At 41.7% G+C, this 25,592-nt stretch carries 24 protein-coding genes and 1 pseudogene; 14 read left to right on the top strand and 11 right to left on the bottom strand.

What is annotated here, in order from left to right; genetic code table 11:
- Positions 1-163 precede the first annotated feature (163 nt).
- The 5 genes and pseudogenes from IR173_RS14425 to IR173_RS14445 form a co-directional block, all read left to right on the top strand.
- Positions 164-2,449: a hypothetical protein gene (locus IR173_RS14425; protein ID WP_237040249.1), complete on the top strand. Its 2,286-nt coding sequence runs from the start codon at positions 164-166 to the stop codon at positions 2,447-2,449.
- An 11-nt stretch (positions 2,450-2,460) separates the two neighbouring features.
- Positions 2,461-2,994, top strand: coding sequence for a hypothetical protein (locus IR173_RS14430; RefSeq protein WP_237040250.1), 534 nt, complete (start codon positions 2,461-2,463; stop codon positions 2,992-2,994).
- A gap of 29 nt (positions 2,995-3,023) precedes the next feature.
- The gene (gene lepB, locus IR173_RS14435) at positions 3,024-3,884 is read left to right on the top strand and encodes a signal peptidase I (protein WP_237040251.1); all 861 of its coding nucleotides are present in this window, start codon (positions 3,024-3,026) and stop codon (positions 3,882-3,884) included.
- A gap of 4 nt (positions 3,885-3,888) precedes the next feature.
- The gene (locus tag IR173_RS14440) at positions 3,889-4,125 is read left to right on the top strand and encodes a hypothetical protein (protein ID WP_394800679.1); all 237 of its coding nucleotides are present in this window, start codon (positions 3,889-3,891) and stop codon (positions 4,123-4,125) included.
- Positions 4,126-4,421: 296 nt separating this feature from the next.
- Positions 4,422-4,592, top strand: a pseudogene (locus tag IR173_RS14445) (DUF3874 domain-containing protein); the annotation flags it as partial.
- A gap of 129 nt (positions 4,593-4,721) precedes the next feature.
- Here IR173_RS14445 and IR173_RS14450 read toward each other — a convergent pair.
- On the bottom strand, positions 4,722-5,018 hold the full coding sequence (locus IR173_RS14450; protein WP_237040253.1) for a nucleotidyltransferase family protein: 297 nt from the start codon (positions 5,016-5,018) through the stop codon (positions 4,722-4,724).
- Positions 4,997-5,383, bottom strand: coding sequence for a HEPN domain-containing protein (locus IR173_RS14455; RefSeq protein WP_237040254.1), 387 nt, complete (start codon positions 5,381-5,383; stop codon positions 4,997-4,999). The genes IR173_RS14450 and IR173_RS14455 overlap by 22 nt, the downstream gene beginning before the upstream one ends.
- A gap of 82 nt (positions 5,384-5,465) precedes the next feature.
- Between IR173_RS14455 and IR173_RS14460 the strand changes: the two genes are divergently transcribed.
- On the top strand, positions 5,466-5,645 hold the full coding sequence (locus IR173_RS14460) for a hypothetical protein (RefSeq protein ID WP_237040255.1): 180 nt from the start codon (positions 5,466-5,468) through the stop codon (positions 5,643-5,645).
- Here IR173_RS14460 and lpdA read toward each other — a convergent pair.
- The 3 genes from lpdA to IR173_RS14475 all read right to left on the bottom strand — a co-directional run bounded on the left by lpdA (position 5,609) and on the right by IR173_RS14475 (position 7,864).
- Positions 5,609-6,949 carry a dihydrolipoyl dehydrogenase gene (lpdA, locus tag IR173_RS14465; protein WP_237040256.1) on the bottom strand — a complete coding sequence of 447 codons (1,341 nt, stop codon included), beginning with the start codon at positions 6,947-6,949 and terminating at the stop codon, positions 5,609-5,611. The genes IR173_RS14460 and lpdA overlap by 37 nt on opposite strands.
- Before the next feature lie 18 nt (positions 6,950-6,967).
- Complete coding sequence (locus IR173_RS14470; protein ID WP_237040257.1) at positions 6,968-7,372, bottom strand: PH domain-containing protein; 405 nt, start codon at positions 7,370-7,372, stop codon at positions 6,968-6,970.
- 69 nt (positions 7,373-7,441) lie between these two features.
- Entirely contained in the window at positions 7,442-7,864 is a 423-nt protein-coding gene (locus IR173_RS14475) for a PH domain-containing protein (RefSeq protein ID WP_237040286.1), read from the bottom strand.
- Between the two features lie 219 nt (positions 7,865-8,083).
- Between IR173_RS14475 and nadB the strand changes: the two genes are divergently transcribed.
- Positions 8,084-9,664 (top strand): L-aspartate oxidase, encoded by a 1,581-nt coding sequence (gene nadB, locus IR173_RS14480; RefSeq protein ID WP_237040258.1) that lies wholly within the window; start codon positions 8,084-8,086, stop codon positions 9,662-9,664.
- Positions 9,665-9,668: 4 nt separating this feature from the next.
- Entirely contained in the window at positions 9,669-12,032 is a 2,364-nt protein-coding gene (locus IR173_RS14485; protein ID WP_237040259.1) for a PDZ domain-containing protein, read from the top strand.
- Positions 12,033-12,245: 213 nt separating this feature from the next.
- Here the strand turns inward: IR173_RS14485 and rbr are convergent, their stop codons facing one another.
- The gene (gene rbr / locus IR173_RS14490; protein WP_237040260.1) at positions 12,246-12,824 is read right to left on the bottom strand and encodes a rubrerythrin; all 579 of its coding nucleotides are present in this window, start codon (positions 12,822-12,824) and stop codon (positions 12,246-12,248) included.
- Between the two features lie 185 nt (positions 12,825-13,009).
- Between rbr and IR173_RS14495 the strand changes: the two genes are divergently transcribed.
- The 4 genes from IR173_RS14495 to IR173_RS14510 all read left to right on the top strand — a co-directional run bounded on the left by IR173_RS14495 (position 13,010) and on the right by IR173_RS14510 (position 18,049).
- Complete coding sequence (locus tag IR173_RS14495) at positions 13,010-13,279, top strand: DUF4884 domain-containing protein (RefSeq protein ID WP_237040261.1); 270 nt, start codon at positions 13,010-13,012, stop codon at positions 13,277-13,279.
- An 86-nt stretch (positions 13,280-13,365) separates the two neighbouring features.
- Entirely contained in the window at positions 13,366-15,048 is a 1,683-nt protein-coding gene (locus tag IR173_RS14500; protein ID WP_237040262.1) for a SulP family inorganic anion transporter, read from the top strand.
- A gap of 993 nt (positions 15,049-16,041) precedes the next feature.
- A complete protein-coding gene (locus IR173_RS14505) occupies positions 16,042-17,358 on the top strand; it encodes a sensor histidine kinase (protein WP_237040263.1) in 1,317 nt (438 codons plus the stop codon).
- Positions 17,351-18,049, top strand: coding sequence for a response regulator transcription factor (locus tag IR173_RS14510; RefSeq protein ID WP_237040264.1), 699 nt, complete (start codon positions 17,351-17,353; stop codon positions 18,047-18,049). The genes IR173_RS14505 and IR173_RS14510 overlap by 8 nt, the downstream gene beginning before the upstream one ends.
- Positions 18,050-18,110: 61 nt before the next feature.
- Here IR173_RS14510 and IR173_RS14515 read toward each other — a convergent pair whose 3' ends face one another.
- The 4 genes from IR173_RS14515 to IR173_RS14530 form a co-directional block, all read right to left on the bottom strand.
- Positions 18,111-19,265: an acyltransferase gene (locus IR173_RS14515; RefSeq protein WP_237040265.1), complete on the bottom strand. Its 1,155-nt coding sequence runs from the start codon at positions 19,263-19,265 to the stop codon at positions 18,111-18,113.
- Positions 19,266-19,345: 80 nt separating this feature from the next.
- Positions 19,346-19,909 carry a Crp/Fnr family transcriptional regulator gene (locus IR173_RS14520; RefSeq protein ID WP_237040266.1) on the bottom strand — a complete coding sequence of 188 codons (564 nt, stop codon included), beginning with the start codon at positions 19,907-19,909 and terminating at the stop codon, positions 19,346-19,348.
- Positions 19,910-19,947: 38 nt separating this feature from the next.
- A complete protein-coding gene (locus tag IR173_RS14525; RefSeq protein ID WP_237040267.1) occupies positions 19,948-20,724 on the bottom strand; it encodes a radical SAM protein in 777 nt (258 codons plus the stop codon).
- A gap of 45 nt (positions 20,725-20,769) precedes the next feature.
- A complete protein-coding gene (locus tag IR173_RS14530; RefSeq protein ID WP_237040287.1) occupies positions 20,770-22,842 on the bottom strand; it encodes a helix-hairpin-helix domain-containing protein in 2,073 nt (690 codons plus the stop codon).
- A 162-nt stretch (positions 22,843-23,004) separates the two neighbouring features.
- On the opposite strand from IR173_RS14530, the gene IR173_RS14535 reads away from it, so the two are divergent.
- Positions 23,005-23,511 carry a DUF4294 domain-containing protein gene (locus IR173_RS14535; protein WP_005945093.1) on the top strand — a complete coding sequence of 169 codons (507 nt, stop codon included), beginning with the start codon at positions 23,005-23,007 and terminating at the stop codon, positions 23,509-23,511.
- 28 nt (positions 23,512-23,539) lie between these two features.
- Here the strand turns inward: IR173_RS14535 and IR173_RS14540 are convergent, their stop codons facing one another.
- On the bottom strand, positions 23,540-24,082 hold the full coding sequence (locus tag IR173_RS14540; protein WP_237040268.1) for an RNA methyltransferase: 543 nt from the start codon (positions 24,080-24,082) through the stop codon (positions 23,540-23,542).
- 457 nt (positions 24,083-24,539) lie between these two features.
- On the opposite strand from IR173_RS14540, the gene nadA reads away from it, so the two are divergent.
- Positions 24,540-25,532, top strand: a complete 993-nt coding sequence (gene nadA / locus IR173_RS14545; protein ID WP_237040269.1) for a quinolinate synthase NadA — start codon at positions 24,540-24,542, stop codon at positions 25,530-25,532.
- Positions 25,533-25,592: the final 60 nt, after the last annotated feature.

Consider the following 25,592-nt stretch of genomic DNA (forward strand, 5'->3'; position numbering starts at 1 on the left):
TTTCACTTTTTTGTAGTAACTTTGCATTAAAAAAATGAGGTAAAGCAATATAAATGAACCAATTAAATAAAGAATATATATATGGACTAAGAGAGAATGAATAAAAATGTGGCTAAGATATGGATATAAAACTACTAAAACAACGTAACTTTAATATTGTCTTATGAAAAGCATCCGGAACCTGTTTCTACTGCTTGTCTCCTGCCTGACCATAGCCGGGCGTAGCCAAACTATATTTCCCGAAACCGTCTATTTTCAGACGGACAAGGGGATTTATGAGACCGGTGAAGACCTTTGGTTCAAGACATACGTTATGGATGCTCAGAGCCTTGCTCTTTCCGAGCGAAGCAAGACACTGTTTATGGAGATGCTCAATGCCAAGGACAGCATCGTGTGGCAGGAGAAATACCCCGTCCTCTCCGGCATTGCTGCGGGGCACGTCTATGTGGACAAGAACTTGAAAGAGGGCGATTACCGCATCCATGCCTATACCCGCTTTTCTTTTTTGAATGACACATTGCGTCCGGTCTATCCCAAGAAGATACGTGTGGTAAAGAGCATAGCCTACAAAGGAACGGACAACCCTCAGGAAGAAGACCGGCCAGTCGCCCGTCTTTCGTTCTTTCCCGAAGGAGGTGATTTGATTGACGGCATCCCCACCAAGGTGGCTTTCAAGGCACAGGATGCCAAAGGAATGCCCGCAAAAGTGGCAGGCCGATTGCAGGAAAACGGCAAGGAAATTGCGCGTTTGGAGACCGTGCATGATGGCATGGGATTTGTTTTCATTCTTCCGCGAAAAGAATCATCCTACAAAGTAGTATTGTCCGATGGTCGGGAGTTTCCGTTTGCCGGGGTGACGGCTTCCGGCATGTCCATCCACCTGCGGAAGCAGACCGATGAGTATTTGGAGTTTCATCTTTCCCAGTCGAAAGGAACGGCGACACAGACGGTCAAGTTGGAAGGCAGGATGCGTGGCAAGCTTTGCTGCATGGCGACAGGCACTTTACGCGAACGTCTGAAAGTACGGATTCCACTGAAGGAATTCACGACGCAGGGCATTGCCGAGTTTACTTTATACAATGCCGACGGGCAGCCAATGGCAGAACGCTTGGTGTATGTCCATCCCGAGCGTAAGTTGCACATCGAATTGAACACGGACAGTGCGCGCTACTTTACCCGTGGCAAAGGCAAGCTGAACGTAAAGGTAACGGACGAGGCGGGCAAGCCTGTACAGGCGCATTTGGGTTTGAGCATTTTCGACGGTGCTTATCAAAATGAACTGAATCCTGAGAATATGCTATCGTATTGTTTACTTTCCACCGAGATAAAGGGTAATATCCACAATCCGGCGTATTACTTTGATGGCAACAACAAAGACCGCCTGTCAGCTCTTGATTTATTGCTTCTCACTCAAGGGTGGCGCAGGTATGTATGGGAAAAGGCTGATACGGCAATGCTGGCGGACTGTTTCCTTTCGGATGAAATCAGGGGAAGGCAGATTCTCGGCAAGAAAAAGAAGCGGAAAGAGTTGGGAAACGGAGAGCAGTTGCTACAAGTTTCCGGTCCAAGCACTGAAAACCGTTTTGTGCTTATAGACTCTTTGGGAAAGTTCGTGGTGCCGACGGACTTGATGTTTGTACTGCGAGGCGGATATGTTTATTTGAAGCCTATGCTGGATAAAGATGAATACAAGCCTTCCATTATCATGGAAGAGACTTTTGATAAGGCAGACAGTTTACGGAAGTCTTGCCTATCTTATTTCTCGTATATGAATCCTTCACAAGTGTTTTCGGAATTGCAGCTTGATTATCCCGTTATCAGTCAGGACAGTAGCATTCTTTTATCCGAGATAACAGTTACAGGTAAGAAAGGAAGAGTGTTCCGGGATAAGATGATGGGAAGGTTAGATAGCTTGGCACAAATGAAGGTTGGAGCAGCATGGGTATGCTCTGGGTGTATATCGGGAGGAGGTAATATAGAGTACCTTAATGATTATAAAGGTTATTCACATCATCCTATAGGATGTCCGGTACCTCCTCCTGGAAAAATAAGCTCCCCAGTTATCGGTCGGAAATATTATCTCATAAAATATGAACCAAAAGGAGAGAATAACAAATGGATTCTAACGAAACTAGACGAGATTATTTGGAAAGGTGAGGAATTTACCGAAGAAGAACTTCTCCGCATGAACAACCTGTGGCGTGTGAAAGGCTATTACGGCACGCGTGAGTTCTACCAACCCGATGAACTGGATATGCAAAGCCCGCTACCGGACGCGCGGAACGTCTTGCTGTGGAAACCGGACATTGTCACCGATGAAAAAGGAGAAGCCGAAGTGGAGTTCTTCTGTTCGGATATCAATACAAGCTTTATGGGTGTGATAGAAGGAACGGATGGCTTAGGAAACTTAGGCACGTCTCAGTGCGAGTTTAGGGTACTAAAACCATAAAAAATGATAGGATGACAAAATTAAAAAATAGATGGCTCTTGTGGATATTGCCTTTGGCTTTCTTCGTTTCCTGCAAATCGAATGAAGGACAATGGGAAAACAAGCAAATTTCCTTTCCTGAAAATATTGTATTTACAAAAGCCGGAAAGGATACGATTTATTTTGATTTTGACAAGTCGAAATGGAAGTTCTTTATTTATGCAGATACAACAGACTGCATGGGGTGTAAATTGTATCTGGACAGATGGAGCGATTTGATTGCTAAAATCAAGGCGGACGAGTCATTAAGCAAATCAGTTTCATTTGCTTTCTTCTTGTTTCCTAATGACGTGGAAGAGATGAAATTTATGCTGGACTGTGATTTACCCGACTATCCGGTCTGTATTGATGCAGATAATCGAATTGGTAGATTGAATGAATTTTCTTCTGATAAATATTTTCTATTGGATGAGCATAACCGGGTTGTTTTAGTCGGCAATCCTGTCTCCAGCCCTCAGATGGAAAAATCTTATTGGGATGAAATTATAGGTAAACCTGTCAAATAACTATAACCATGAAGAGGGCTCGAAAATGGATGAATAAGGCAGTTAATGCTATCTTTGGTTTGGCCGCGCTGTTGGTGCTGTATGTTTTGGCGCAAATATTATTGTTCGCTACATTCAAAATTCCCAGTGACTCGATGGAGCCTACATTGATAGAAGGGGATGTCATATCTGTCTGTAAACCGGCTTTAGGCGCACGGATATTTAACATTTGGGCTGCTCTGAAAGGCGAAGAGGTTGACGTGTACAGATTGCCTGGCTTTTCTAAGGTCAGAAGGGATGATGTCTTGGTTTTTAATTTTCCTTATTCGGAGTGGAATCAATGGGATGAGAATATGAAAATGAACATATCGAACTATTATGTAAAGCGTTGTGTGGCTGTCCCCGGAGATACTCTGTTTATCCATGACGGAATCTATATGATTGGTGATGGGAATGTATTGGCCGGTAATATTGAATCTCAAAAGCGAATCATGAAATTTAATCCTGATAATATTCCTAACGACCAATATTACACGCTTCCTTTCGACAGCATTGTCCGATGGAACATCAGGGAGTTTGGTCCTTTTTATATACCGGGAAAGAACGATTCCATTCCAATGAACAGAACAAACTACCTTCTGTACAAAAAAATAATAGCGTGGGAACAGAGTGAGGAAGTGCTGTTTCAGGATGGAAAAGTTTATTTGGGCAATAAAGAATTGGACGGATATCGTTTTAAGAGCAATTATTATTTCATGAGTGGGGACAATAGCATGAATTCCGTAGATTCGCGTTTTTGGGGATTGATACCTGAAGACTTTATTGTAGGAAAGGCCGGCTTTGTCATTACTTCGCGCAGCCGTGATACGGGAAAGATACGTTGGAACAGAGTATTTAAAAGAATAGAGTAGTGTGATGAGAATTATAACCTATATAATATTATCGTGCTTTATGGCTGCTTGTTCGCAAAACCGTAGCGGTGGTGAACTTGAGCAAGCCTTGAAGCTGTCAGGAGAAAACCGTAATGCGTTAGAGGCAGTTCTTGACCATTACAAGCATGATTCTTTAAAATACCGGGCAGCCTGCTTCCTTATCAAGAATATGCCTTATCATTATTTAAGGAAGAACTGGGAATGCATTGCGACTCATTGACACGGTGTGGGTATCTGGAAAAACGGAGCAAATCAAAAAGTATGTGGGTATAATATTTGAGAAACATTAAAGTTTGCAATGCTAAAAACATACATCCTTCCAAAGTATTATAAATCAAGCACATCAGACGAACACCTGATTGGACGTCAGCATTGTAACCCAGAGTTCATGCTTATCACCCACAGGGTTTTCGGATTGACCCCATTATATTGGCTGACTTTGCCTGAACGGATAGTGAACCAAAGAGTGTTTTTTATAGAGCAGGATACCATAAGAAGGTATTAAGCAGTTGAGAACCTCAGGAGGTGCAGAGCCTTTCCGCCACCCAGTTGTTCGAGCGGATGAAGTCCGCCCATCCCTCAGCCATGAGGGGCATGACGGCCTACAGCCTGAGCCGCATCCTGCCCCAGTTGGGCGAGCGGGTGCATACTGCCAAGGGGAATGTGTATCGGGTGGTGGAATGCTAGGCATCCGCAGGAAATGTGTTCCGAATCAAAAGTTATCCTTGCTGATGGAGAATATAGAGAGGAACCGATTGGTAACTCAACTCGTATGAAACAATAGTGAAACACGTCAGCCGATATATTGGTAGCTTATTATATTAAAATCCCTGTTCTTGTAATGTCACAATAAAGAGGGTTATTCATGTCTTCTATTAGTAGCACCGGCTCTATGAGGTTACTTATCTTACGCCTAAGTTTCCATAATAGCGGGGTGTCTTCAAAATAGTTATCGTTCAGCCGTTCTACTACCACAGCAATATCTATATCGCTGTCCTCTCTATAATTTCCTTTGCTGTACGAACCATAAAGATAGAGAGCCTTTAACGGCAGTTTCTCGGCTACCATTTCCTTATAGCGTTTGGCAAGGGTTATAGCTTGTTCTTTATCCATGATTGCAAGTCTTTAGTTTGGTTTAAAAGTTCTGTACAGTATTCCTTAGTCAAGCTTTTTATTAGTCTCTCCTTGTAAGAGGGATAACGAGCTTCTATATTCAGAGGTTCAAGTTTGTCAATGAAGTCCAATTGCTCTTCTGACAATTGCTTATCCAATCCCGTTTTCTCTGCAAGTCTGGATAGTGAATGTATCTTTAAGGGAACTTCCGTCAAGCAATTAGTCCAATATGCTTTAATAATTTTTTCTATGGTCTGATGGCACATGAAGCCCACATAGAGATAACGACCTGTAACCAGCATTGCATCTGCCGTTTCCAAGTCATAATCTGACATTTCAATCCAATAAGTTACTTTACTATCCATGCTCTAAATCTTTAGAACAAAGATAGTCATTATCCTTTAAACCACAATGATTTGCTACAACATTTTAGTGAATAGGGGCTATATGAAATGCCTCTGCTTCCGCTTTGCCACGGAAGAGGATTATCCGCAGGAGGTGCAGAGCCTTTCCGCCACCCAGTTGTTCGAGCGAGTGCATAAATGTGTACCGGGTGGTGGAATGCTAGGTAGGATACTCTTTGAGAATGTTTACAGTTCTCTGAAGATTTCTCCTACTGTGGGGTGAGGGAACACATATCGTTTCCAATCATCCACTTTCTTGCGGTCTTCGATGGCCATGCCTGCCAATACAATCAGTTCGGAAGCAGGATTACCCAGCATGTGGGCACCCAATACCGTTCCGTCTTCGGCAGCCAATACTTTACAAACTCCATTTACTCCCTCATTCTCCGCCACAAAGCGACCGGAATATGCCATCGGTAGTTTTATTGTATGATAAGCAATGCCGGCAGCCTGCAGAGCTTCTTCACTCATACCTGCCCCTGCTATCTCAGGATTGGTATAGACTACCCCCGGAATGGCACGGTAACTCATCGCATCTTCTTTTCCTAGAATATGATGAACAGCCACTTCCGCTTCGCGCACGGCCGTATGTGCCAACAATGAAACGCCGTTCAAGTCTCCGCACGCATAGACACCGGGAACCGAAGACTGCATGTGTTCGTCCACCTTGACGCACTTACGTTCCGTCAGTTCCAAATTCAAATTCTCTAATCCGAAACCTTTCATTACAGGACGACGGCCTACACTCATCAGTAACTTTTCGGCCGTAACACTTCCCGCCCCTTCTGCATTTTCGTAAGAGACCGTTACTCCGTTCTCCTCTTTTGCCACTCCTACCACCTTGGTACTCAGCAGGAACTTAATTCCCTTCTTGGCATACTCGGCACGCAGCATCGCCGAAAGTTCCTTATCCATTCCACCTAAAATTTCATCCATCATCTCGACCACAGTAACCTGTACGCCCAAACTATTGAAGAAAGAAGCAAACTCCATTCCGATTACACCACCGCCGACAATAGCCAGTGAAGCAGGCACTTCCTTATTGTCTAATGCATCACGGTGTGTCCAATAATCCACACCATCCACTCCCGGAATGGGAGGAATAAATGTATCGCTACCGGTACAAAGTAACAAGTTCTCACATTCGTAAATCTCCTCACCGCATTTCACCGTGTTCTTATCTATGACAGTAGCCTCTCCTGTTACTATATTCACCTGATGGGCAGTCAGTTTCGCCTTGATGCCCAACACCAGTTTACGCACCACCTTTGATTTCCGGGCAACAATCTTGCCCAAGTCAAAAGAAGCTTCGGGCACAGTGACCGCATATTTGGAAGCATGCTTGGCATAATCATACACTTTGGCAGAATAAAGCAATGTCTTTGTGGGGATGCAACCTTCATTCAGGCACACGCCCCCCAGACTTCTCTTTTCAAACAACACAACACTGAGGCCGGCTTTTCCGGCAACTTCGGCAGCAGTATAGCCGGCGGGCCCTCCACCGATAATCGCAATTTGATATTTCATGGTATTTATTAAAATTAATCAGTTCTTTATCAATTCAAAACCTTCGACCGCCAGGCCGGGACATACCTTCTTCAAAGCTTCGACAAACTCCAAAGGTCTGTCGGGACTTATCATCACGAATCCTTGTGCATGTTCAATTTTCACCTTTTGCATCCCGATAGCATGGGGCTGGTAAGCAATGTTCCTGATGCCATCCACACAAAATCTTTTACCCCATACCGATTTAACTTCCAGCACACCGCTATCTTTAATCGTATAAATAGTCTTTGACTGAGAATAAAACAGCATGAGAGGTATAATTAATCCGCCCAAAGCCCCCCATTCCTGCAGCCAAAAAAAGATAGCAATCATAACCAATGTGGCAACTCCCATTCCTATATATCGCCAAGTGGAAATCCGTTTTGTCTTAAATACTCGTTCCATATTTTCCGGTTTTAAAGGTTGTATGTCCGAAAGATACTAAAATAACCGGTTTCCCGCTACATATTTTCTTCAGAAAGTATCTTCGCCCTCTTCTTTATGTTCCAACCGCCTGACCAATGCATTCATAAATTCTTCAGGCTTCTCCGGCAGCAGGTCTATAACCTTGTCATTGTCATAATGCACCAATACATATCGGGTAAATCTCAGATGTTTCAACCCGAAGAGACGCTTCAATTCTACATCTGTAATCCGTGAAAGCGGAATGGTCTTCTCCTTTTGGAAACGTCCGTTATAAATCACCAAGTTTCCGTCTGCCGTCAATGTATAGGTAGAATGGATGATACGCTCTATATTGATAATGACAATCATAGCGAAAAACAGCCCTATCAATGCCGCCCCTTTGTACCAAAAGGCAACCAGCATAATCAAAGTAAACAGAATAAGAAACAAATGAGTTGTCCCTGAAATCTTCACATGGAAAGTTCGATTCATCATAATTTAAAATTTTGGCGCAAGTTAATCATTTGTTCTCAATTATTTTAAAAGACTTGATTGTTTTTATTCCATCCCCACAATCATGGAACAAGATTCCCGCGACCATAAAACAACCAACTAAATATCATATCTTTCAAAAAAGGCAGTAAATAACAGCATTAAAATGTACAATGAAAAGAGGTTTTCTTTACCTTTGCAACCATAAATCACATTATCATGGTTAGAAAATTCGATTTCCTTGTGATCGGCTCCGGAATTGCCGGAATGAGTTTCGCACTGAAAGTGGCTCACAAAGGCAAGGTTGCCCTCATTTGTAAAGCCGGGCTGGAAGAAGCCAATACCTATTTTGCTCAGGGAGGTATCTCATCTGTTACCAACCTGAAAGTAGACAATTTCGAAAAGCACATTGAAGATACAATGATTGCCGGTGACTGGATTAGTGACCGTGCAGCCGTGGAAAAAGTTGTGCGCGAAGCTCCATCGCAGATTCAAGAGTTGATAAAATGGGGAGTAGAGTTTGATAAAAAAGAAAACGGAGAGTTTGACTTACATAAAGAAGGAGGACATTCCGAATTCCGTATCCTGCACCACAAAGACAATACCGGCGCAGAGATACAGACAAGCCTCATCGAGACTGTAAAAGCCCACCCCAATATTACGGTTTTCACTGACCATTATGCAGTTGAAATCATTACCCAGCATCATTTGGGCATCATTGTGACCCGCCACACTCCGGGCATTAAATGTTTTGGTGCGTATGTGCTGAACGAAAGCACCGGAGAAGTGGATACTTTCCTGTCAAAAGTGACTATTATGGCTACTGGAGGTTGTGAAGCCGTTTACCGCAATACCACCAATCCGCTGGTAGCCACCGGCGACGGTATCGCCATGGTATATCGTGCCAAAGGCGCAGTGAAAGATATGGAGTTCATTCAGTTCCATCCCACTGCCCTCTTTCATCCGGGCGACCGTCCCAGCTTCCTCATCACTGAGGCTATGCGCGGTTACGGTGCCGTGTTGAAAAACCAAAGCGGTGAGGAATTTATGCAGAAATATGATCCGCGTCTGTCGCTTGCTCCGCGCGACATCGTGGCACGTGCCATCGACAGCGAAATGAAACAACGCGGTGAAGACCATGTTTATCTGGATGTCACCCACAAAAACCCGGAAGAAACAAAGAAGCATTTTCCCAATATTTATAAGAAATGTCTCAGTCTGGGTATCGATATTACCAAAGACTACATTCCTGTTGCACCGGCTGCTCACTATCTGTGCGGAGGCATTAAGGTGGATTTGGACGGACAGTCCAGTATCAACCGCTTGTACGCCATCGGCGAATGTTCCTGTACGGGACTGCACGGCGGCAACCGTCTGGCATCCAACTCACTGATTGAAGCAGTGGTCTACGCCGATGCTGCGGCCAAACATGCCTTGAGTGTACTCGACCGTTATGATTACAATGAGGACATTCCCGAATGGAACGATGACGGCACGATGAATAATGAAGAACGTGTGCTGATTACACAGAGCATGAAGGAAGTGAACCAGATTATGGAAGCCTATGTGGGTATCGTGCGCAGTAATACTCGCCTGATTCGTGCCTGGAACCGTTTGGACATTCTATATGAAGAAACCGAACGACTGTTTAAGCGCTGCAAGGCATCACGCGAACTGTGTGAATTGCGCAACATGATTAACATTGGTTACCTGATTACGCGTCAGGCAATGGAACGCAAAGAAAGCCGCGGCCTGCACTACACGATTGATTATCCGCATGCCGAAGCAGAAAAGAAATAATAGAATGAAAAAAAGTATTTTGACTCTATGCCTACTGGTACAAGTATTGTTCCTGTGGGCACAGAATCAATATTATGTGGCTCCCGATGGGAATGACAGTCACGACGGAAGCCTCCAAAAACCTTTCCGAACCATTGAGCGGGCACAATTGAAAGCTCGAAAAGCTCAGGGCGAAACAACCATCTATTTGCGTAAAGGTATCTATCGATTGGAGCGTCCTATAATCTTCACTCCCGAAGACGGTGGAAAAGAGAAACCATTATCCATACGTGCCTTCCGAAACGAACAGGTAACATTGTCCGGCGGAAAAGTGTTGCATCCTGCATGGAAACCTTATAAAAAAGGTATCCTGACAGCAGTTCTCCAAGAAGAAATACATCATCCGGATATGCTGTTGAGTAACGGAAACATCCGCCACATGGCACGTTATCCCAATTTCGACTCCACAGCAGTGCGTTTCAACGGTACCTCAGCCGATGCCACCGCTCCCCGGCGGGTAAAAAGCTGGAAACATCCCGAAGGAGGATACCTCCATGCCATGCACATAAGCGACTGGGGGGATTTCCACTACCGCATCACCGGTAAAGACAAAGCCGGAAAACTGATGTTGGAAGGCGGGTGGCAGAACAACCGCCAATCAGGACTGCACGCCAAGAACCGGATGGTAGAAAATATATTCGAAGAGCTGGATGCTCCGGGCGAATGGTTCTATCAGGCGGAATCTTCTACCTTATATTATTATCCCATGCCGGACGAGAACGTGGAAACAGCCGTTTTCGAGACTCCCATACTCAAGCATCTGATTGAATTCCGCGGCTCGGAACAACAGCCGGTCACTCACATCACGATACAGGGAATCGAACTGACACAAACATTGCGTACTTTTATGGATAAGTACGAACCGTTGCTCCGCTCCGACTGGATGGTCTATCGGGGAGGCGCCGTAGTGTTTGAGGGGACGGAAGACTGTTCGCTGAAAGATTGCTATCTTCATAATTTGGGAGGAAACGCAGTCTTCTTCTCCTGTTATAACCGCCGCTCCACCGTATCGGGTTCTCATTTCACCCGTATCGGAGCCAGTGCCGTTTGCTTTGTAGGCGACCCGAATGCTGTCCGCTCTCCAAGTTTTGAATACAATGAGTCTGTATCGGCCGAGAAACTGAATCGTACGCCCGGTCCTATAGGAAATAACTATCCGGCTCATTGCCTGGTATATGACAACCTGATTCATTCTATCGGCCTGTTCGAGAAACAGATTACGGGAGTGGAGCTATCCATGTGCCAGCACATCACTGTCAGCCACAACAGCATCTATGATACTCCGCGTGCCGGTATCAACGTCAGCGAAGGAACTTGGGGCGGGCATATCATCGAATTCAACGATGTGTTTGACACTGTAAAAGAAACCGGTGACCATGGTTCCTTCAATTCTTGGGGACGTGACCGTTTCTGGCATCCTCACCGCCAAGTAATGGATTCGTTGGTAAATGCCGAACCCTCACTGATTCTGGCAGACGTCACTTCGCCCATCGTATTGCGGTATAATCGTTTTCGCTGCGACAGAGGTTGGGACATTGACTTGGACGACGGCTCCAGCAATTACCACATTTATAACAATCTGTGCCTGAACGGAGGCATCAAACTGCGCGAAGGCTTCTATCGGGTGGTAGAAAACAATATCATGATTAATAACTCTTTCCATCCTCACGTATGGTTCAAGAACAGCGGCGATGTGTTCACCCGTAATATTGTGATGTCTTCCTACCGACCGATTCAAGTCCGCCACTGGGGGCTGGAAGTGGATTATAATATCTTCACCGACAGCACTGCCTACCAAAAAGCCCGCCAGCTGAATACCGATGCACACTCCATTGTATGCACTCCCGCCTTCCTTAACCCCGACCGGGGAGATTATCGAATTGACAACCGTTCGGATGCCATTTTCCGTTGTGGCTTCCGCAACTTTGACATGGATAGATTCGGAGTTGTCTCACCCCGACTGAAAGCACTGGCCAAGACTCCCGCATTTCCCAAACCCATTTTCATGGAAGAAGGAAAAGCACATGCCACTATCGAATGGAAAGGACTGCGAATCAAAAATTTGGATACCTTGGGCGAACGTTCTGCTACCGGTATGGATACGGAACGCGGTGTGTATGTCATTTCGGTCAATGCACTGGGTGGTGTGCTGCGTGACTATATCCGCCCCAACGATGTGATTTTGGAGTTGGGCGGAAAATCCGTGAACAACTTGGACGACTTGCAGAAAGCAGTTCAGGCAGCAGATTTAAAGCAACCGCAAACCATGGTTATCTTCCGAAGCCAGAAAGAAAACAAACTGACTTTACCGGGAAATCTCCTGAAATAAGACGAAAGTGTGTCAAAACTAAACCGGTCTATCCCATCGTCAGCTGTAGGGGCAGGATTTGCCTGCCCGAAGACACAAAGTAAACTGTTTTCGGGCGAGCGAACCTCGCCCCTACGAACGAAACGACGGCATTATCCACGTTTTGACACAACCCCTTCGATAAAAGGAGAGTTTTGACACATCTCCCACCGTAAACGGATAATTCTATCTCAATTAATAATTGTTCTTCTTTACTTCGAAGTAAGCCTGCGGATGCAAACATGCCGGACATACTTCAGGAGCTTCTGTACCTACATAAATGTAACCACAGTTACGGCACTGCCATACAGTCTCTTCTGCCTTTTTGAATACTGTACCTTCTTCTACATTCTTCAACAAAGCCAAGTATCTTTCTTCATGACCCTTTTCTGCTTCAGCAATTCTGCGATACATAGTAGCGATAGCCGGAAAACCTTCTTCATCGGCTACATCAGCAAAATGAGGATAATCAGTCGTCCATTCTTCATTTTCTCCGGCAGCGGCAGCTTTCAAATTTTCCATTGTAGTGCCGATTATACCTGCAGGATAGCTGGCAGTAATTTCTACCATACCACCTTCCAACCACTTAAACATACGTTTTGCATGTTCCTTTTCCTGGTCGGCTGTTTCAGTGAAAATAGCAGCGATTTGTTCATAACCTTCTTTCTTTGCAACACTTGCAAAGTAAGTATAACGCATTCTAGCTTGTGATTCACCTGCAAATGAAGTCAGCAAGTGTTTCTCTGTCTGTGTACCTTTAATGCTCTTAGCCATAATTATTAGTTTTATTAGTTAGTTATTCTTTCTATCATCCTTGTTTGATGATGCAAAGATATATATTATATTTCAAAATTGTATTTATTACAATTATAAATTTATACTTAATTAAATATTCACTTTATATAAAGTGAACAATAACACCTATATTTGTGTTCACAACAACATTAACATTTTTCACTATGAAGACCATCATCAAATTATTCACCCTTTCCTTCCTGTCTATAATAGGATTTAATTCGTGCGCATCCGTGCCGTTAAAGGTCGGAGAATCTGAAAATAACTCCACTTACACCGTCAGCTACCTGTTCGAACATGATGGTTGCAAGGTATATCGTTTTTACGATAAAGGAAATTATGTCTACTTCACTACGAGAGGAGATGTAACCAGCATCACAAATGATTCCACCGCCCAACGCACCATTACTATCAACAAAACACCCTATAAATAACAAAAATAAGAATTTGAATATAATAATACATTAATTTTATCTACTTTTGCAATTCGTTTAAAATCATAGCATAAAGTAGTTAACAAATGAAAGCATTTGAATTCAGACCAAAGCTCTTCACTACATTAAAAGATTATTCGAAAGAGAGCTTCATGGCCGACCTCATGGCCGGCATTATCGTAGGTATCGTTGCACTTCCCCTGGCTATTGCATTTGGTATTGCTTCAGGAGTATCTCCCGAAAAAGGTATTATCACTGCTATTGTTGCAGGCTTTATCATTTCTTTATTGGGAGGAAGCAAAGTACAAATCGGTGGGCCGACAGGCGCGTTTATCGTTATCATTTACGGCATCATCCAAGAGTATGGCATCAGCGGGCTGACAGTGGCAACCCTGATGGCAGGTATACTCCTTATTCTATTAGGAGTGTTTAAACTGGGGGCTGTCATCAAATTCATTCCTTATCCCATCATTGTCGGCTTTACCAGTGGTATTGCCGTTACTATCTTCACTACACAGATAGCTGATATCTTCGGCCTCAACTTTGGGGGAGAGAAAGTCCCCGGAGACTTTATCGGCAAATGGATGATTTATTTCCGCCACTTTGATACAGTGAATTGGTGGAATGCCATTGTCAGTGTGGTCAGTGTATTCATCATTGCCATCACTCCTAAATTCTCAAAAAAGATTCCCGGTTCGTTAATATCCATCATCGTAGTAACAATTGCAGTCTATCTGATGAAGACTTACGGAGGGATTACCTGCATTGATACGATTGGCGACCGATTCACCATCCAATCACAACTTCCCGATGCAGTGGTACCCGAATTAAATTGGGAAGCAATCAAGAACCTGTTTCCCGTAGCCATAACAATTGCCGTATTGGGTGCCATCGAATCATTACTTTCGGCTGCCGTTGCCGACGGTGTAATCGGCGACCGTCATGATTCAAACACAGAGCTGATAGCCCAAGGTGCAGCCAATATCGTTGCTCCTCTTTTCGGAGGCATCCCTGCTACCGGTGCCATTGCGCGTACCATGACCAATATCAACAACGGCGGTAAATCTCCGGTAGCCGGCATTATTCATGCTGTCGTATTACTGCTCATCCTGCTCTTCCTGATGCCGTTGGCACAATATATCCCGATGGCTTGTCTGGCCGGCGTGTTAGTCATTGTATCTTATAACATGAGTGGCTGGCGCACCTTTAAGGCATTACTCAAGAATCCGAAATCGGACGTGACAGTGTTATTGATTACTTTCTTCCTGACAGTCATTTTCGACTTGACAGTCGCTATTGAAGTAGGGTTGCTGATTGCCTGCGTGCTGTTTATGAAACGTGTTATGGAAACCACCGATATTTCGGTTATCAAAGATGAGATTGACCCCAACACGGAGACAGACGCCAATGTGCACGAAGAACATTTACTTGTCCCCGCAGGTGTAGAAGTATACGAAATCAACGGCCCGTATTTCTTCGGTATCGCCACCAAATTCGAAGAAATCATGTCTGAACTGGGCGACCGCCCTAAAGTACGTATCATCCGTATGCGTAAAGTGCCATTCATTGATTCTACCGGCATTCACAACCTCACCAGTCTTTGTGAAATGTCCAAGAAAGAAAACATCCACATCGTACTTTCGGGTGTAAACGAAAAGGTGCATAAAGTATTGGAGAAAGCCGGTTTTTATGATTTGCTCGGCGAAGACAACATTTGTCCCAATATCAATGTAGCTCTTGAAAAAGCCAAAGCCATCGTAGAGAAATAAAATCGGGCTGCCCGACTGAAAGAGATTATTTATTGATAAATGAGGGTGCCGAAACTCTCATTAACTAAAAGTCGGGAATGTGTCAAAACTTCCCTTTTATCGAAATCACCCTCGCTACAGCTGCCTGTGGCGAGGGTGATTTTTAGTTTATGAGCGTACGGAGAAAACAATTGTTTTTATCTCCCTATATAATACCGCGGACAAAGGGAAGACTAAGCTGTTTCTTACTGTCAGCCAAGGTCTTTTAAACGTAAGATTATTACAGACTACGACAATGGACTGTACAGTCCATTATAGCAGACCGTACAGTCCATTGCAGCAGACTGTACGATTCGCTGTGGGAGACTGTAGTAATCTTACTTATAGAAGGGCTTAATCTAAAGGATGAAAACGCTTAATCTGACTAATGAAATGTATAGCCGCTATTTTACTTCTTAAAAATCAGATACCACACAACAGAAGAAGCGACTAAAAAATAGACAGCAAAGAAATCTCTGTAATGTGATACCCAATCAAAATGAAACGAAAAAAATAAAGAAAAGGCGTATAACACCCATAGCCCCCATCCTATAGCTTTTCTTTTTTTCATTGACTAACCTCCCAACGATTATTATCATCCAAACAAATTACTGAGTCAAACGGAATACTAGCCTCAGTATTACAAACCTGGACGTTGGGGAAACTCTGCATTGATTTTACACCAACACCATAAGCTTCTTCTGGGAAGCAGAAAACGAACAAACTCCCTATAGACACAAATAATGAATAAACAGAGAAAAAATGCATACCTATAAGTTTTTAATTAGTTGGTAAATTGTATTTATGTTAATATTACAAAAGTAAATCACTCCTCCCGAACTCTGTGTTATCGGATTGTTATCTTTATGTTAATTGTGTGTCTATAGAATTTGGGACTTTGATGTTGCAACGATAATAGAAAACATTCCAATAATATGTTATCCGATTTTAAGAATAAGTCCCTATATTTGGCAAATGATAAAGACTAAGTACTTGAAAATAATCACTGCTATAAGCTTAACCTCCATATTAGCACTGCAATTTATATGGTTATGCAATACTTATGTTCTTATCAGAGATAATATATGTGAAGAAACAGACCAAATTCTATATGAGGCAATAGAAGAAGAAGCGTTAAAACGCTTTCATACAACTCCTAAAGGAACTAGTATAGAAGGGAAACAAGAAAAAGAAACAAAAGACAGCATCCCCGAAATCACTTATTTAGAAGAAGGACTCTATAACCTAGGTTATTATATCTCTATAGAAGACGTGGATTCCATCGCTTCCACTCTGCTCTTAGAGCATAAAATAAGCAGCGATTTCATATTGAACCTTATCAATCCGAAGACCGGAGAAGTGCTTCAACAAAGCAAAGAAGGAAACTTTTGTCTATGGAATGCCATTCACTCTAAAGAAATTCCTATCCGCACAGACCTATCACAAGCTGTACAAATGATATTGGTGAATCCACATTGGAGCATATTTGCACGCATGGGAATCTTGTTGCTGACTACAGCGGTTATGGTAGTATCCGCTTTCATCGGATTGTTTTATCAAATAAAAATCATCATCACAGAAAGGAAAATAGCCCGTCTGAAAGAAGATTTCTCCTACGCCATGATTCATGACATGAAGACGCCCATCAGTTCTGCCATCATGTGTGCCAGCAGGCTACATAGCGGAAAGCTGGATGACAAACCGGAAATAAAGAACCATTATTTTACTATTGTGGAAAATGAACTAGAACATTTGTTGGCTCTTTCTAACAAAGTGCTGACGCTGGCGAAACTGGAACAACACAAACTGGAGATGAACAAAAAAGAAGTTACATTATCTCCCATGATAGGAGACTTAATTGAAAAGTTTACCATAAAAACTGAAAAAACAATCCATTTTACTACAGACTTAAAAACAGAAAAGGTATATGCCGACGAAGAGTTTCTGAAGGAAGCAATCAGTAATCTGATAGACAATGCCATAAAATATTCCAAAGAATCGGTAAAGATAAACATCAGTTCATCAAGTGATGCCAACCATGACATTATCAACATATACGACAATGGTATTGGAATCTCGCAAAAAGACCAAAAGAAGATTTTCGAGAAGTTTGAGCGTGCATCGGCCATCAAACGAACCCGAAAAGGAGGCCCTTCAGGATTCGGACTAGGGTTGAACTATGTTTATCAGGTAATGGAAGCCCACGAGGGAAGAGTATATATTAACAGTATAGAAGGGGAATTCAGTGAATTCAGCCTGTTAATACCTAAAATAATAAAAAGCTATGATTAAACTATTATTAGTGGAGGATGATTCCACTTTCAGCTATATCGTAAAGAATGAATTGCAGGAAATTATCGGTGGCTACGAAGTGATAACCGCTACCAATGGTGCAGAAGGACTGAAAGCTTGGAAAGAATATCATCCGGATATTATTATTTCGGATATCGATATGCCTGTGATGAACGGTTATCAAATGGTGGAACGTATCCGTGAAATAGACGGGGATACTCCTATCTTGTTTACTTCTGCATTGACATCTCCCAAAGACGTGAAAGAAGGATATAAACTGGGGGTTAATAACTATGTGAAAAAGCCCTTTGTGCCCGATGAATTGGACGCACATATACACGCCATCCTGAAAATGAAGGCAGGAGTCAAATTACGCAATGAAAATGAACACTATGCTTTGGGACGCTTCACCTTGGATGCCAAACACGCCACACTGCATAACAATGAAACCGGAGAAAACAAAACTCTGACGGTGCGCGAAGCCCAAATACTTCAGCTCCTGTGCGAAAACATAAATGAAATAGTGGAAAGGAGGGCTATTTTAAGTCGTTTTTGGAATACAGAGGATGATTATTTTGCCTCACGCAGCTTGGATGTCTTTATCACGAATTTGCGGAAATCACTGAAGGAGGAGCCTCTCATCGAATTGAAGAATATCCGGGGAGTGGGCTTTGTATTATTGCTAAGCTGAAAAAATACTCCTATACCGTAATGTTCCTAAACAAAATGCAGTATGGGAGTATTTTCTAAAATCAGCCGAAAATCCATTTGGCTGCTTTGGGTACAAACCTATAAAAGAAAGCTACCACTCCCCATGAAATGGCAAAGGCTATTATGGCCGTAACAGGTATCTTTACTGAAATAGGAATAGAAAGTATATCAGCAATACCATAACTAAAACCGACCATAAAATAATGAATCAAATAAATACCAAGTCCACATTTAGTGATGTTAGAGAATAAACTCACCCAACCGGGAGATGTAAACCTTATCCGACGGATAATCAGAAACACAGCGATAGTCATCAACACAACATTAGGAGAGCAATATAAGAAAAACATCTCCATTTCTTGTTCCGTGCAATCAGGATTGGCAGTTATCGACTTAAAACCTACATAAGTCACAATATACCCGATGGCAAATAACGGCACAGCAACTCCAACTGTCTTCACCCAATTCCACTCTTTTACATCTTTTGCCAAATAATAGCCCAACAGTAGGTAACCGTTAAAACCGGCAAAATAATAAAAAGTGCCAAATGAGTTCCAGGCGCAAAGCCCGAAGAGTTCTTGCGAAAAGAAAGCGTAGGCGTAAGGCAGGAACAATGTTATTCCCCAAATGCCAAGGAATATTTTTTTCTGTGAAAGATTTGCCTTCTCCATCCAAGCGGAGAAGAACGGCATATAGAGATACAGACCTATAAGCATATAAAGATACCACATCGGTACTGTGTAGACATTGAATTTAAAAGGAATCAATGCAATATTTGTCATCGCATCACCAAAAGATTGAGAAGCATCGGGCGATGCATAAGCAAAAACATCAGCTATCACAGCAGATGATAATCCCAACACACCTGTTATCCAAGGAAAAAGATTGTATAAAACAGACCATACTAAAAAAGGAACGGCAATACGCAACAACCGCTTTTTATAGAAACTTTGGATGGGCATATTAACCGGCAAAAGTAACAATCCCGTAATCATAACAAACAAGGGGACGCAGGGACGAAGAAAGGAGCCATAAATAGAACCCCAAAAATTAAACTCCGGATTAGAACGAGCTTCGGGAGAAACATTAAAAGGATCGGCACAATGAATACATATTACCATAAATATGGCGAGAAAACGAAGTACATCAACCCATACTATTCTATGGGGTTGATTGGATGGACTAGCTTGTAACATATTTCTTATTTTATATATTTACCGGCAAAAGTACAAAATAAGCCATCCAAACTTTTTTAACTACTTAAAGAAATGCCTATTTACTTTCTTAAAGCGCATAAAGTTACATGAGACATACCTAAATAAGAAGCGATATAACCCAGATTGACACGCTGAAACATATCAGGATTTTTAATGAGGAAATCATTATAACGTTCCTCTGCCGACATATACAAACGATAAATAAGCCTTCTTTCCATTTCCACAAAAGCTTTTTGATGTAAGATGCGCAACCAGTTTGCTATATCAGCATATTTCAAACATAAGGCTTCAAGTTCTGCGATAGGAATAAAATATAAAATAGAATCTTCGAGCACTTGAACCATCTCATTCTCATAGCCCTCTGTTTTACCATAAAAACTATTAGTGGAAAAAGTAAGGTCACCTTCTTTGCTAAACCAAGAGGTTACCTCTCTCCCATCCATCAGAATATAAGAACGAGCGATTCCCTTCTCTATGAAGTAGACATTGTCATCTCTCTTGTCGGGTGCTATCAGAATGGTTCTTTTTGATAAAGCAAGAGGCTGTAATCTGGAAATGAGTTCATGAAGAGTTATCTCATCTATTTTGAATATCTTATTTATTGCATTTATAACTCTTTCCATAGCATATAATCGGGTTTATACATATTCCGGTTTCAGTTTCAATACGAAACCGACACCGGAATGCCTGCTGCCTTTATCAATTCTGCAATTCTGTCCAGCTCCTCGTGGGTCGCTTTTTCCAAATCATGATCGGGTGTTTCGCGGTCAATAGTATAAATCATCACTTGGCGGGGAGCTATCTCTTTTACTGTGTCCAGCCAAGGCAATACATAGTTGTCTGTCGTATTATTCACATCCTGTCCTTGGTATGTACCTTTCAGAAACATGGTTTGAATAATCAGATTGCCTTTGAACGCTTTCATCCCTTCTATGATTTTCTGCACATCATAATGTCCTACCGGACGATCCACTTCTTTGATATAATCAGCATTCACCGTGTCCAGCTTCATGATATTATTATCTATCTTGTTCAGTGCATCAAAAACATCCGGTTTATGAATGAAAGTGGAGTTGGTCAACACGCTTACCTTCGCCTGCGGAAAGTATTTATCACGCAATGACAATGTATCGTCTATAATTCCGGCAAACTCAGGATGGGCAGTAGGTTCACCATTGCCGGCAAAAGTCAGGACATCCGGTTGGGGACCGTTTTGCCGCATATCAAGCAAACGAGCTTCCAAAGCTTCACGAACCTGTTCACGGGTAGGTAATTTCTTCTTCGGACGATGGTCTTTATTAAAACCGCACTCGCAATAAATACAATCGAAAGAACAAAGCTTACCGTCTTCGGGAAGAAGATTGATTCCCAAAGAAACTCCCAAACGACGGCTATGCACCGGACCGAATATAGGAGAAGGATAAATGACTGTTGACATAGTTGTTGTTTCTGTTGATAACAGTGCAAAAATACATAATGTTTTTCAGAACTTAAGCCTCAACTGCAAATAAAGGTCACTTTTCGTACTTCCGTCAATTGCCTCCAAAGCCGAACCGATAACATCCCGATTTAAATAATGCGTCATCCCATACTTTGCCTGAATCATGATGTGTTTATTCAGTTCATAGCGGGCATTTACCGCCCATCGTGTACCTTCATAATAGAATGAAGGCATAGAAAAAGCATAAAGCACATTCTTTTCATAAATCGTCAACCGTGATTCATAATCATCTGTGTTAAACCAAGAACCACTTACGTCAAACTGCAAAGGAATGGAGGTGAATTTATAACCGGCACTTTGTGAAAACAGAAATCCGTTGGAAGCCGACTGCCCCCTATAGTTTATCCGGGCATAATCCGCTATTGTTTTCAACAGCAGTTTATCCTTCAGTGCATAATTCAACTGATAACGGCATTTCTGTTGTATATAAGGAATTGTTTGCCTGATTTTATCCTCTGCTGTGAAATCCTTTTTCTTGTTTTTATAGCGATATCTTATGAACATTTCCAGTTGATAAGTAGGTGAATAACTTAGCTGAACCAATCCGTCAAAACCTTTGGTTCCCGGTTCGCTAACCAAATACTTCTTCCATGGAAAATAAAAAAAGTCTCCATAACAAGTCATCCTTACATATCGTAATAATTTAGTTTCCAATCCAATATAAAATCCGCTTTCATTTTGCACACCACTGCCCTCTCCTATAGAACGGCCATAAATGCTTTGATATTTCGCATCATAATATCTGTTCATAACTATTAACTGTGTTCCTCCATTCGGTGAATAACTCAACATATTCATAGTGGCAACAGCACCGTTTTTATCAATGGCAGTTTCGCCTAAAAGAGAGAATCGTTTCCAAAAGATTTTATAGTTTCCTCCCACATTATAAAAGTCTTTGCCACGAGGATAGAATCTGTTATAAGGTTTTAAGTCAGGATTTAACGGCTTGTTGAAAACATTATAAACCGTTGTTAATCCCAATTCACAATACTTCCCATTATAATTTAAATTACTACCAATCAATTGATTAGTTACCATATTCTTCTTTTCAAATTCTCTATATAAACGATGGTATCCATCCTTTTTCAGCGAAGTTATAAACCGGTTATTCACAATTCCATCCATCTTTCGATAAGAATAAAAAGCATCTGCCGTCCACCTTTTCGACAATTTATAACTAATTGCCATTCCCTGAAAGTAATTGTATTCGTCAGCAGAAGAATGTTTGCGAATACCGCGGCTTTTATTTCCCAATGTAGAAAGTGTAGCTGTTTTCCCCATGCCGAAATCAGTGTTCATAACCAGTCCATAACCATAGCTTAAACGATAATTACCGATAGCTAATGCCTTGATTTTTCCAATGTTACGAATTAACAGGTAAGGTGAATAAAAATCATATCCCTTTTGGTTCTGCCCGGCAAAGAAAGGTTCACCGGCATCCTTCTCTGCCGTAAGTCCCAAGTATATTTTGTCCCGATAGTGAAAACTATATCTCAAACTGTGATAATAACCATACCCTAAGTATTGTTTGTTCGGGTTCTTCTTCAATTCTTCTTTAGTATGGAATTTATAACCTGATTTAATATAAAAAGGAATATCCACACGTGTTGATAACTCTTGTTTTCCATATTTCAACACCTGTTTTAAAGTAGGCTTATATTCCTCTTTTTCAGGCTGTTCAAAGTAGATAAACGGTTGTAAACAACGAATAGTCTGTCTGTTAATATCTTCAATCATCCACAATTCATTCTCACTGAGCATCGGTCCGTTCTTATAAAGATAATACAAGATATTTTCGACTATCCGATCAGACAGAAAAGGAAACTTCTCCAATTGCTCTTTTGTTGCCGTATTGATATTGATAGGATTTTCTTTTAACTCTGACAATTCTTCAAAATTATTCTCCCACTGAAAGACTTCTCCTTCCTCTTCACCAATTAATTGCTCGGCCAATTCTTCCCAAACTTCTTGTGCTGATAGGTTATTCACCGATAAGGCTATTGTAATACAAGCAATTAACATAGATTTCAACAATCTGTTCATTTTGTAATTTATTGGTGTGTTTTAAGTTAAATAGTTTTATTCAAAGCAAGAGTAACCGCATTTCTTACTACTTTTGCATAGACAATGAAAAGGAAACTCTATATAGCTTTATTTCTTTCCTTTATAGCCATTGCTGCCTATTCCCAGCAATCGACGACTACTATAAACGGATATATGGTACCTGTATGTGTATACAAAGGAGATACCATTCCTTCATTACGGCTGCCCAATGTATACGTATTCAAGCCATTAAAATTTAAAAATGAAAAAGAAAGACGGGAATATTACCGCCTGGTAAGGAATGTAAAGAAGACTTTGCCTTTGGCTCGTGCCATCAACCGTGCCATTATCGAAACCTACGAGTATCTGGAAACGCTCCCCGACAAAAAAGCCAGAGAGAAACATCTGAAACTCGTTGAAAAAGGACTGAAAGAACAATATACTCCCGTCATGAAGAAATTAACTTTTGCACAGGGCAAACTGTTGATAAAGTTGGTAAACCGTGAAACCGACTCTTCTTCCTATGAATTGGTAAAAGCTTTCATGGGTCCCTTTAAAGCAGGGTTTTATCAGACTTTTGCCGCATTATTCGGCGCAAGTCTGAAAAAAGAATATCATCCCGAGGCGGAAGATAAACTGACGGAACGGGTGGTATTATTGGTGGAAAACGGACAAATATAAATCCGGTTAGTTCCTCATTCTTTTATAGTTACTCTTTTCTAAACTTAATCAATTTATTTGCAAACTCCCAAAGCACAATGCCTGTAGTTACGGATACATTCAGCGAATGTTTTGTGCCGTACTGAGGAATCTCAATGCAACCGTCACAAGCATTCACCACTTCTTGTTGAACACCTTTCACTTCATTTCCCATCACAATGGCATACTTTTTATCCGGCTCCAGTTCAAGCTCGTCAAGCATGGTACTTCCTTCCACTTGCTCGATAGCCAATACCGTATATCCTTCATTATGAAGTTCTTCTACTGCTTCCAATGTATGCTTCACATACTTCCAGTCAACGGTATCTTCGGCCCCTAATGCCGTTTTGTGCATCTCAGGATGGGGAGGAGTGGCGGTAATGCCACATAAATAAATACGCTCTACAAGAAAAGCATCCGACGTGCGGAATACAGAACCTATATTATGCAAACTGCGCACTTCATCCAATATCACTACCAACGGTAACTTATTTGCCTGTTTAAATTCATCTACTGTAAGACGGTTAAGCTCCGTTATTTTCAATTTTCTCATCTTTGTGTATATGCTATTAATATGTATTGCAAAGATAATAACTAATTCACATAACCCTGTTGATAACGGTTGAAAACATGTAGAAAGAATGGGCATATCATTTCAAAAGTATTTCTTGCATATTTCAATAAAAGATATATCAAATGACAGAAATCAACAATCCAAAAAAGAATCCGAGAATTTAAACCGCCAATATCAACACAATTTAATCACTATTTTAGGCGTTCATAATCATAAAGTTTTTAACTTTGCATATTATCAACAGTTTGTTAATAGAAAAGGTAAAGACTGTATTATCAGAGTTTAAGCCCGTTGATTACTTATTCATATCTCTGCATTATGAATGAATAACTTCTCAGGCAAGAAAAGCAGTCTACTTTTTACTAACACTATTAACCGACAATTATCATCACTATAAATTCTTTTTTTAAGAGAAGAAAGAAAAAACATAGAAATAATGAATAAAGAGGAATGGTTGAAAAAAGGGTATGCTGCCGAACCGGTGGACAAGACCTTAGATTTGAAAGCAGAGATAAATAAGTTGCGTAAAGAGAAGAATGCGCTTATTCTGGGACATTACTACCAGTCGGATGAAATACAGGATATTGCCGACTTTGTAGGTGATAGTCTGGCATTGGCACAATGGGCAGCCAAAACAGATGCTGACATCATCGTGATGTGCGGTGTGCACTTTATGGGGGAAACAGCTAAAATTCTTTGTCCGAATAAGAAAGTGCTTGTACCTGATTTAAATGCAGGCTGTTCGTTGGCCGACAGTTGTCCTGCCGATGCTTTTGCAGCGTTTGTTAAAGCACATCCGGATTATACTGTAATTTCATACGTTAATACAACGGCTGCCGTAAAGGCTGTGACTGATGTGGTGGTGACTTCTACCAATGCCAAGCAGATAGTGGAAAGTTTTCCGGCAGACGAGAAGATTATCTTTGGTCCCGACCGTAACTTGGGAAACTATATAAATTCGATTACAGGACGTAATATGCTGTTATGGGACGGTGCCTGCCATGTGCATGAACAATTCTCTGTTGAGAAGATTGTAGCATTGAAAAAGCAATATCCCGATGCGGCTATTCTGGTACATCCCGAATGTAAAGGAGCTGTTGCGAAGCTAGCTGATAAAGTCGGTTCTACGGCAGGCTTGTTGAAGTATGCTATTGCCAGTGACAAAAAGGATTTTATTGTTGCTACTGAAAGTGGTATCCTGCACGAGATGCGTAAACAATGCCCTGAAAAGAACTTTATTCCCGCTCCGCCCGAAGACAGCACCTGTGCTTGCAATGAATGTAATTTCATGCGTTTGAACACTATGGAAAAGCTATACAATACATTAAAGTATGAATGGCCGGAAGTGACAGTGGACGAAGCAGTAGCCCGGGAAGCGGTGAAGCCTATCAAGAAGATGCTGGAAATCTCGGAAAAGCTGGGATTATAAAATAGTAAAGGTGAATAGAATATTTTGGCGGAAGAATGTGTTCTTAGGGAATCATTATTC

This window comes from Phocaeicola faecalis, assembly GCF_021730445.1.
In the GTDB taxonomy this organism is placed as follows: Bacteria; Bacteroidota; Bacteroidia; order Bacteroidales; family Bacteroidaceae; genus Phocaeicola; species Phocaeicola faecalis.

Coding starts and splice junctions, on each gene's coding strand:
- IR173_RS14455 (WP_237040254.1), bottom strand. CDS start 5,383: ATGGATAGTAAAGTAACTTATTGGATTGAAATGTCAGATTATGACTTG.
- IR173_RS14535 (WP_005945093.1), top strand. CDS start 23,005: ATGGTACCTGTATGTGTATACAAAGGAGATACCATTCCTTCATTACGG.
- IR173_RS14520 (WP_237040266.1), bottom strand. CDS start 19,909: ATGGAAAGAGTTATAAATGCAATAAATAAGATATTCAAAATAGATGAG.
- IR173_RS14500 (WP_237040262.1), top strand. CDS start 13,366: ATGAAAGCATTTGAATTCAGACCAAAGCTCTTCACTACATTAAAAGAT.
- IR173_RS14540 (WP_237040268.1), bottom strand. CDS start 24,082: ATGAGAAAATTGAAAATAACGGAGCTTAACCGTCTTACAGTAGATGAA.
- IR173_RS14515 (WP_237040265.1), bottom strand. CDS start 19,265: ATGTTACAAGCTAGTCCATCCAATCAACCCCATAGAATAGTATGGGTT.
- IR173_RS14440 (WP_394800679.1), top strand. CDS start 3,889: ATGAGAATTATAACCTATATAATATTATCGTGCTTTATGGCTGCTTGT.
- IR173_RS14475 (WP_237040286.1), bottom strand. CDS start 7,864: ATGAATCGAACTTTCCATGTGAAGATTTCAGGGACAACTCATTTGTTT.
- IR173_RS14430 (WP_237040250.1), top strand. CDS start 2,461: ATGACAAAATTAAAAAATAGATGGCTCTTGTGGATATTGCCTTTGGCT.
- IR173_RS14460 (WP_237040255.1), top strand. CDS start 5,466: ATGAAATGCCTCTGCTTCCGCTTTGCCACGGAAGAGGATTATCCGCAG.
- IR173_RS14485 (WP_237040259.1), top strand. CDS start 9,669: ATGAAAAAAAGTATTTTGACTCTATGCCTACTGGTACAAGTATTGTTC.
- lepB (WP_237040251.1), top strand. CDS start 3,024: ATGAATAAGGCAGTTAATGCTATCTTTGGTTTGGCCGCGCTGTTGGTG.
- IR173_RS14510 (WP_237040264.1), top strand. CDS start 17,351: ATGATTAAACTATTATTAGTGGAGGATGATTCCACTTTCAGCTATATC.
- IR173_RS14495 (WP_237040261.1), top strand. CDS start 13,010: ATGAAGACCATCATCAAATTATTCACCCTTTCCTTCCTGTCTATAATA.
- IR173_RS14525 (WP_237040267.1), bottom strand. CDS start 20,724: ATGTCAACAGTCATTTATCCTTCTCCTATATTCGGTCCGGTGCATAGC.
- IR173_RS14425 (WP_237040249.1), top strand. CDS start 164: ATGAAAAGCATCCGGAACCTGTTTCTACTGCTTGTCTCCTGCCTGACC.
- nadA (WP_237040269.1), top strand. CDS start 24,540: ATGAATAAAGAGGAATGGTTGAAAAAAGGGTATGCTGCCGAACCGGTG.
- lpdA (WP_237040256.1), bottom strand. CDS start 6,949: ATGAAATATCAAATTGCGATTATCGGTGGAGGGCCCGCCGGCTATACT.
- IR173_RS14470 (WP_237040257.1), bottom strand. CDS start 7,372: ATGGAACGAGTATTTAAGACAAAACGGATTTCCACTTGGCGATATATA.
- rbr (WP_237040260.1), bottom strand. CDS start 12,824: ATGGCTAAGAGCATTAAAGGTACACAGACAGAGAAACACTTGCTGACT.
- nadB (WP_237040258.1), top strand. CDS start 8,084: ATGGTTAGAAAATTCGATTTCCTTGTGATCGGCTCCGGAATTGCCGGA.
- IR173_RS14450 (WP_237040253.1), bottom strand. CDS start 5,018: ATGGATAAAGAACAAGCTATAACCCTTGCCAAACGCTATAAGGAAATG.
- IR173_RS14505 (WP_237040263.1), top strand. CDS start 16,042: ATGATAAAGACTAAGTACTTGAAAATAATCACTGCTATAAGCTTAACC.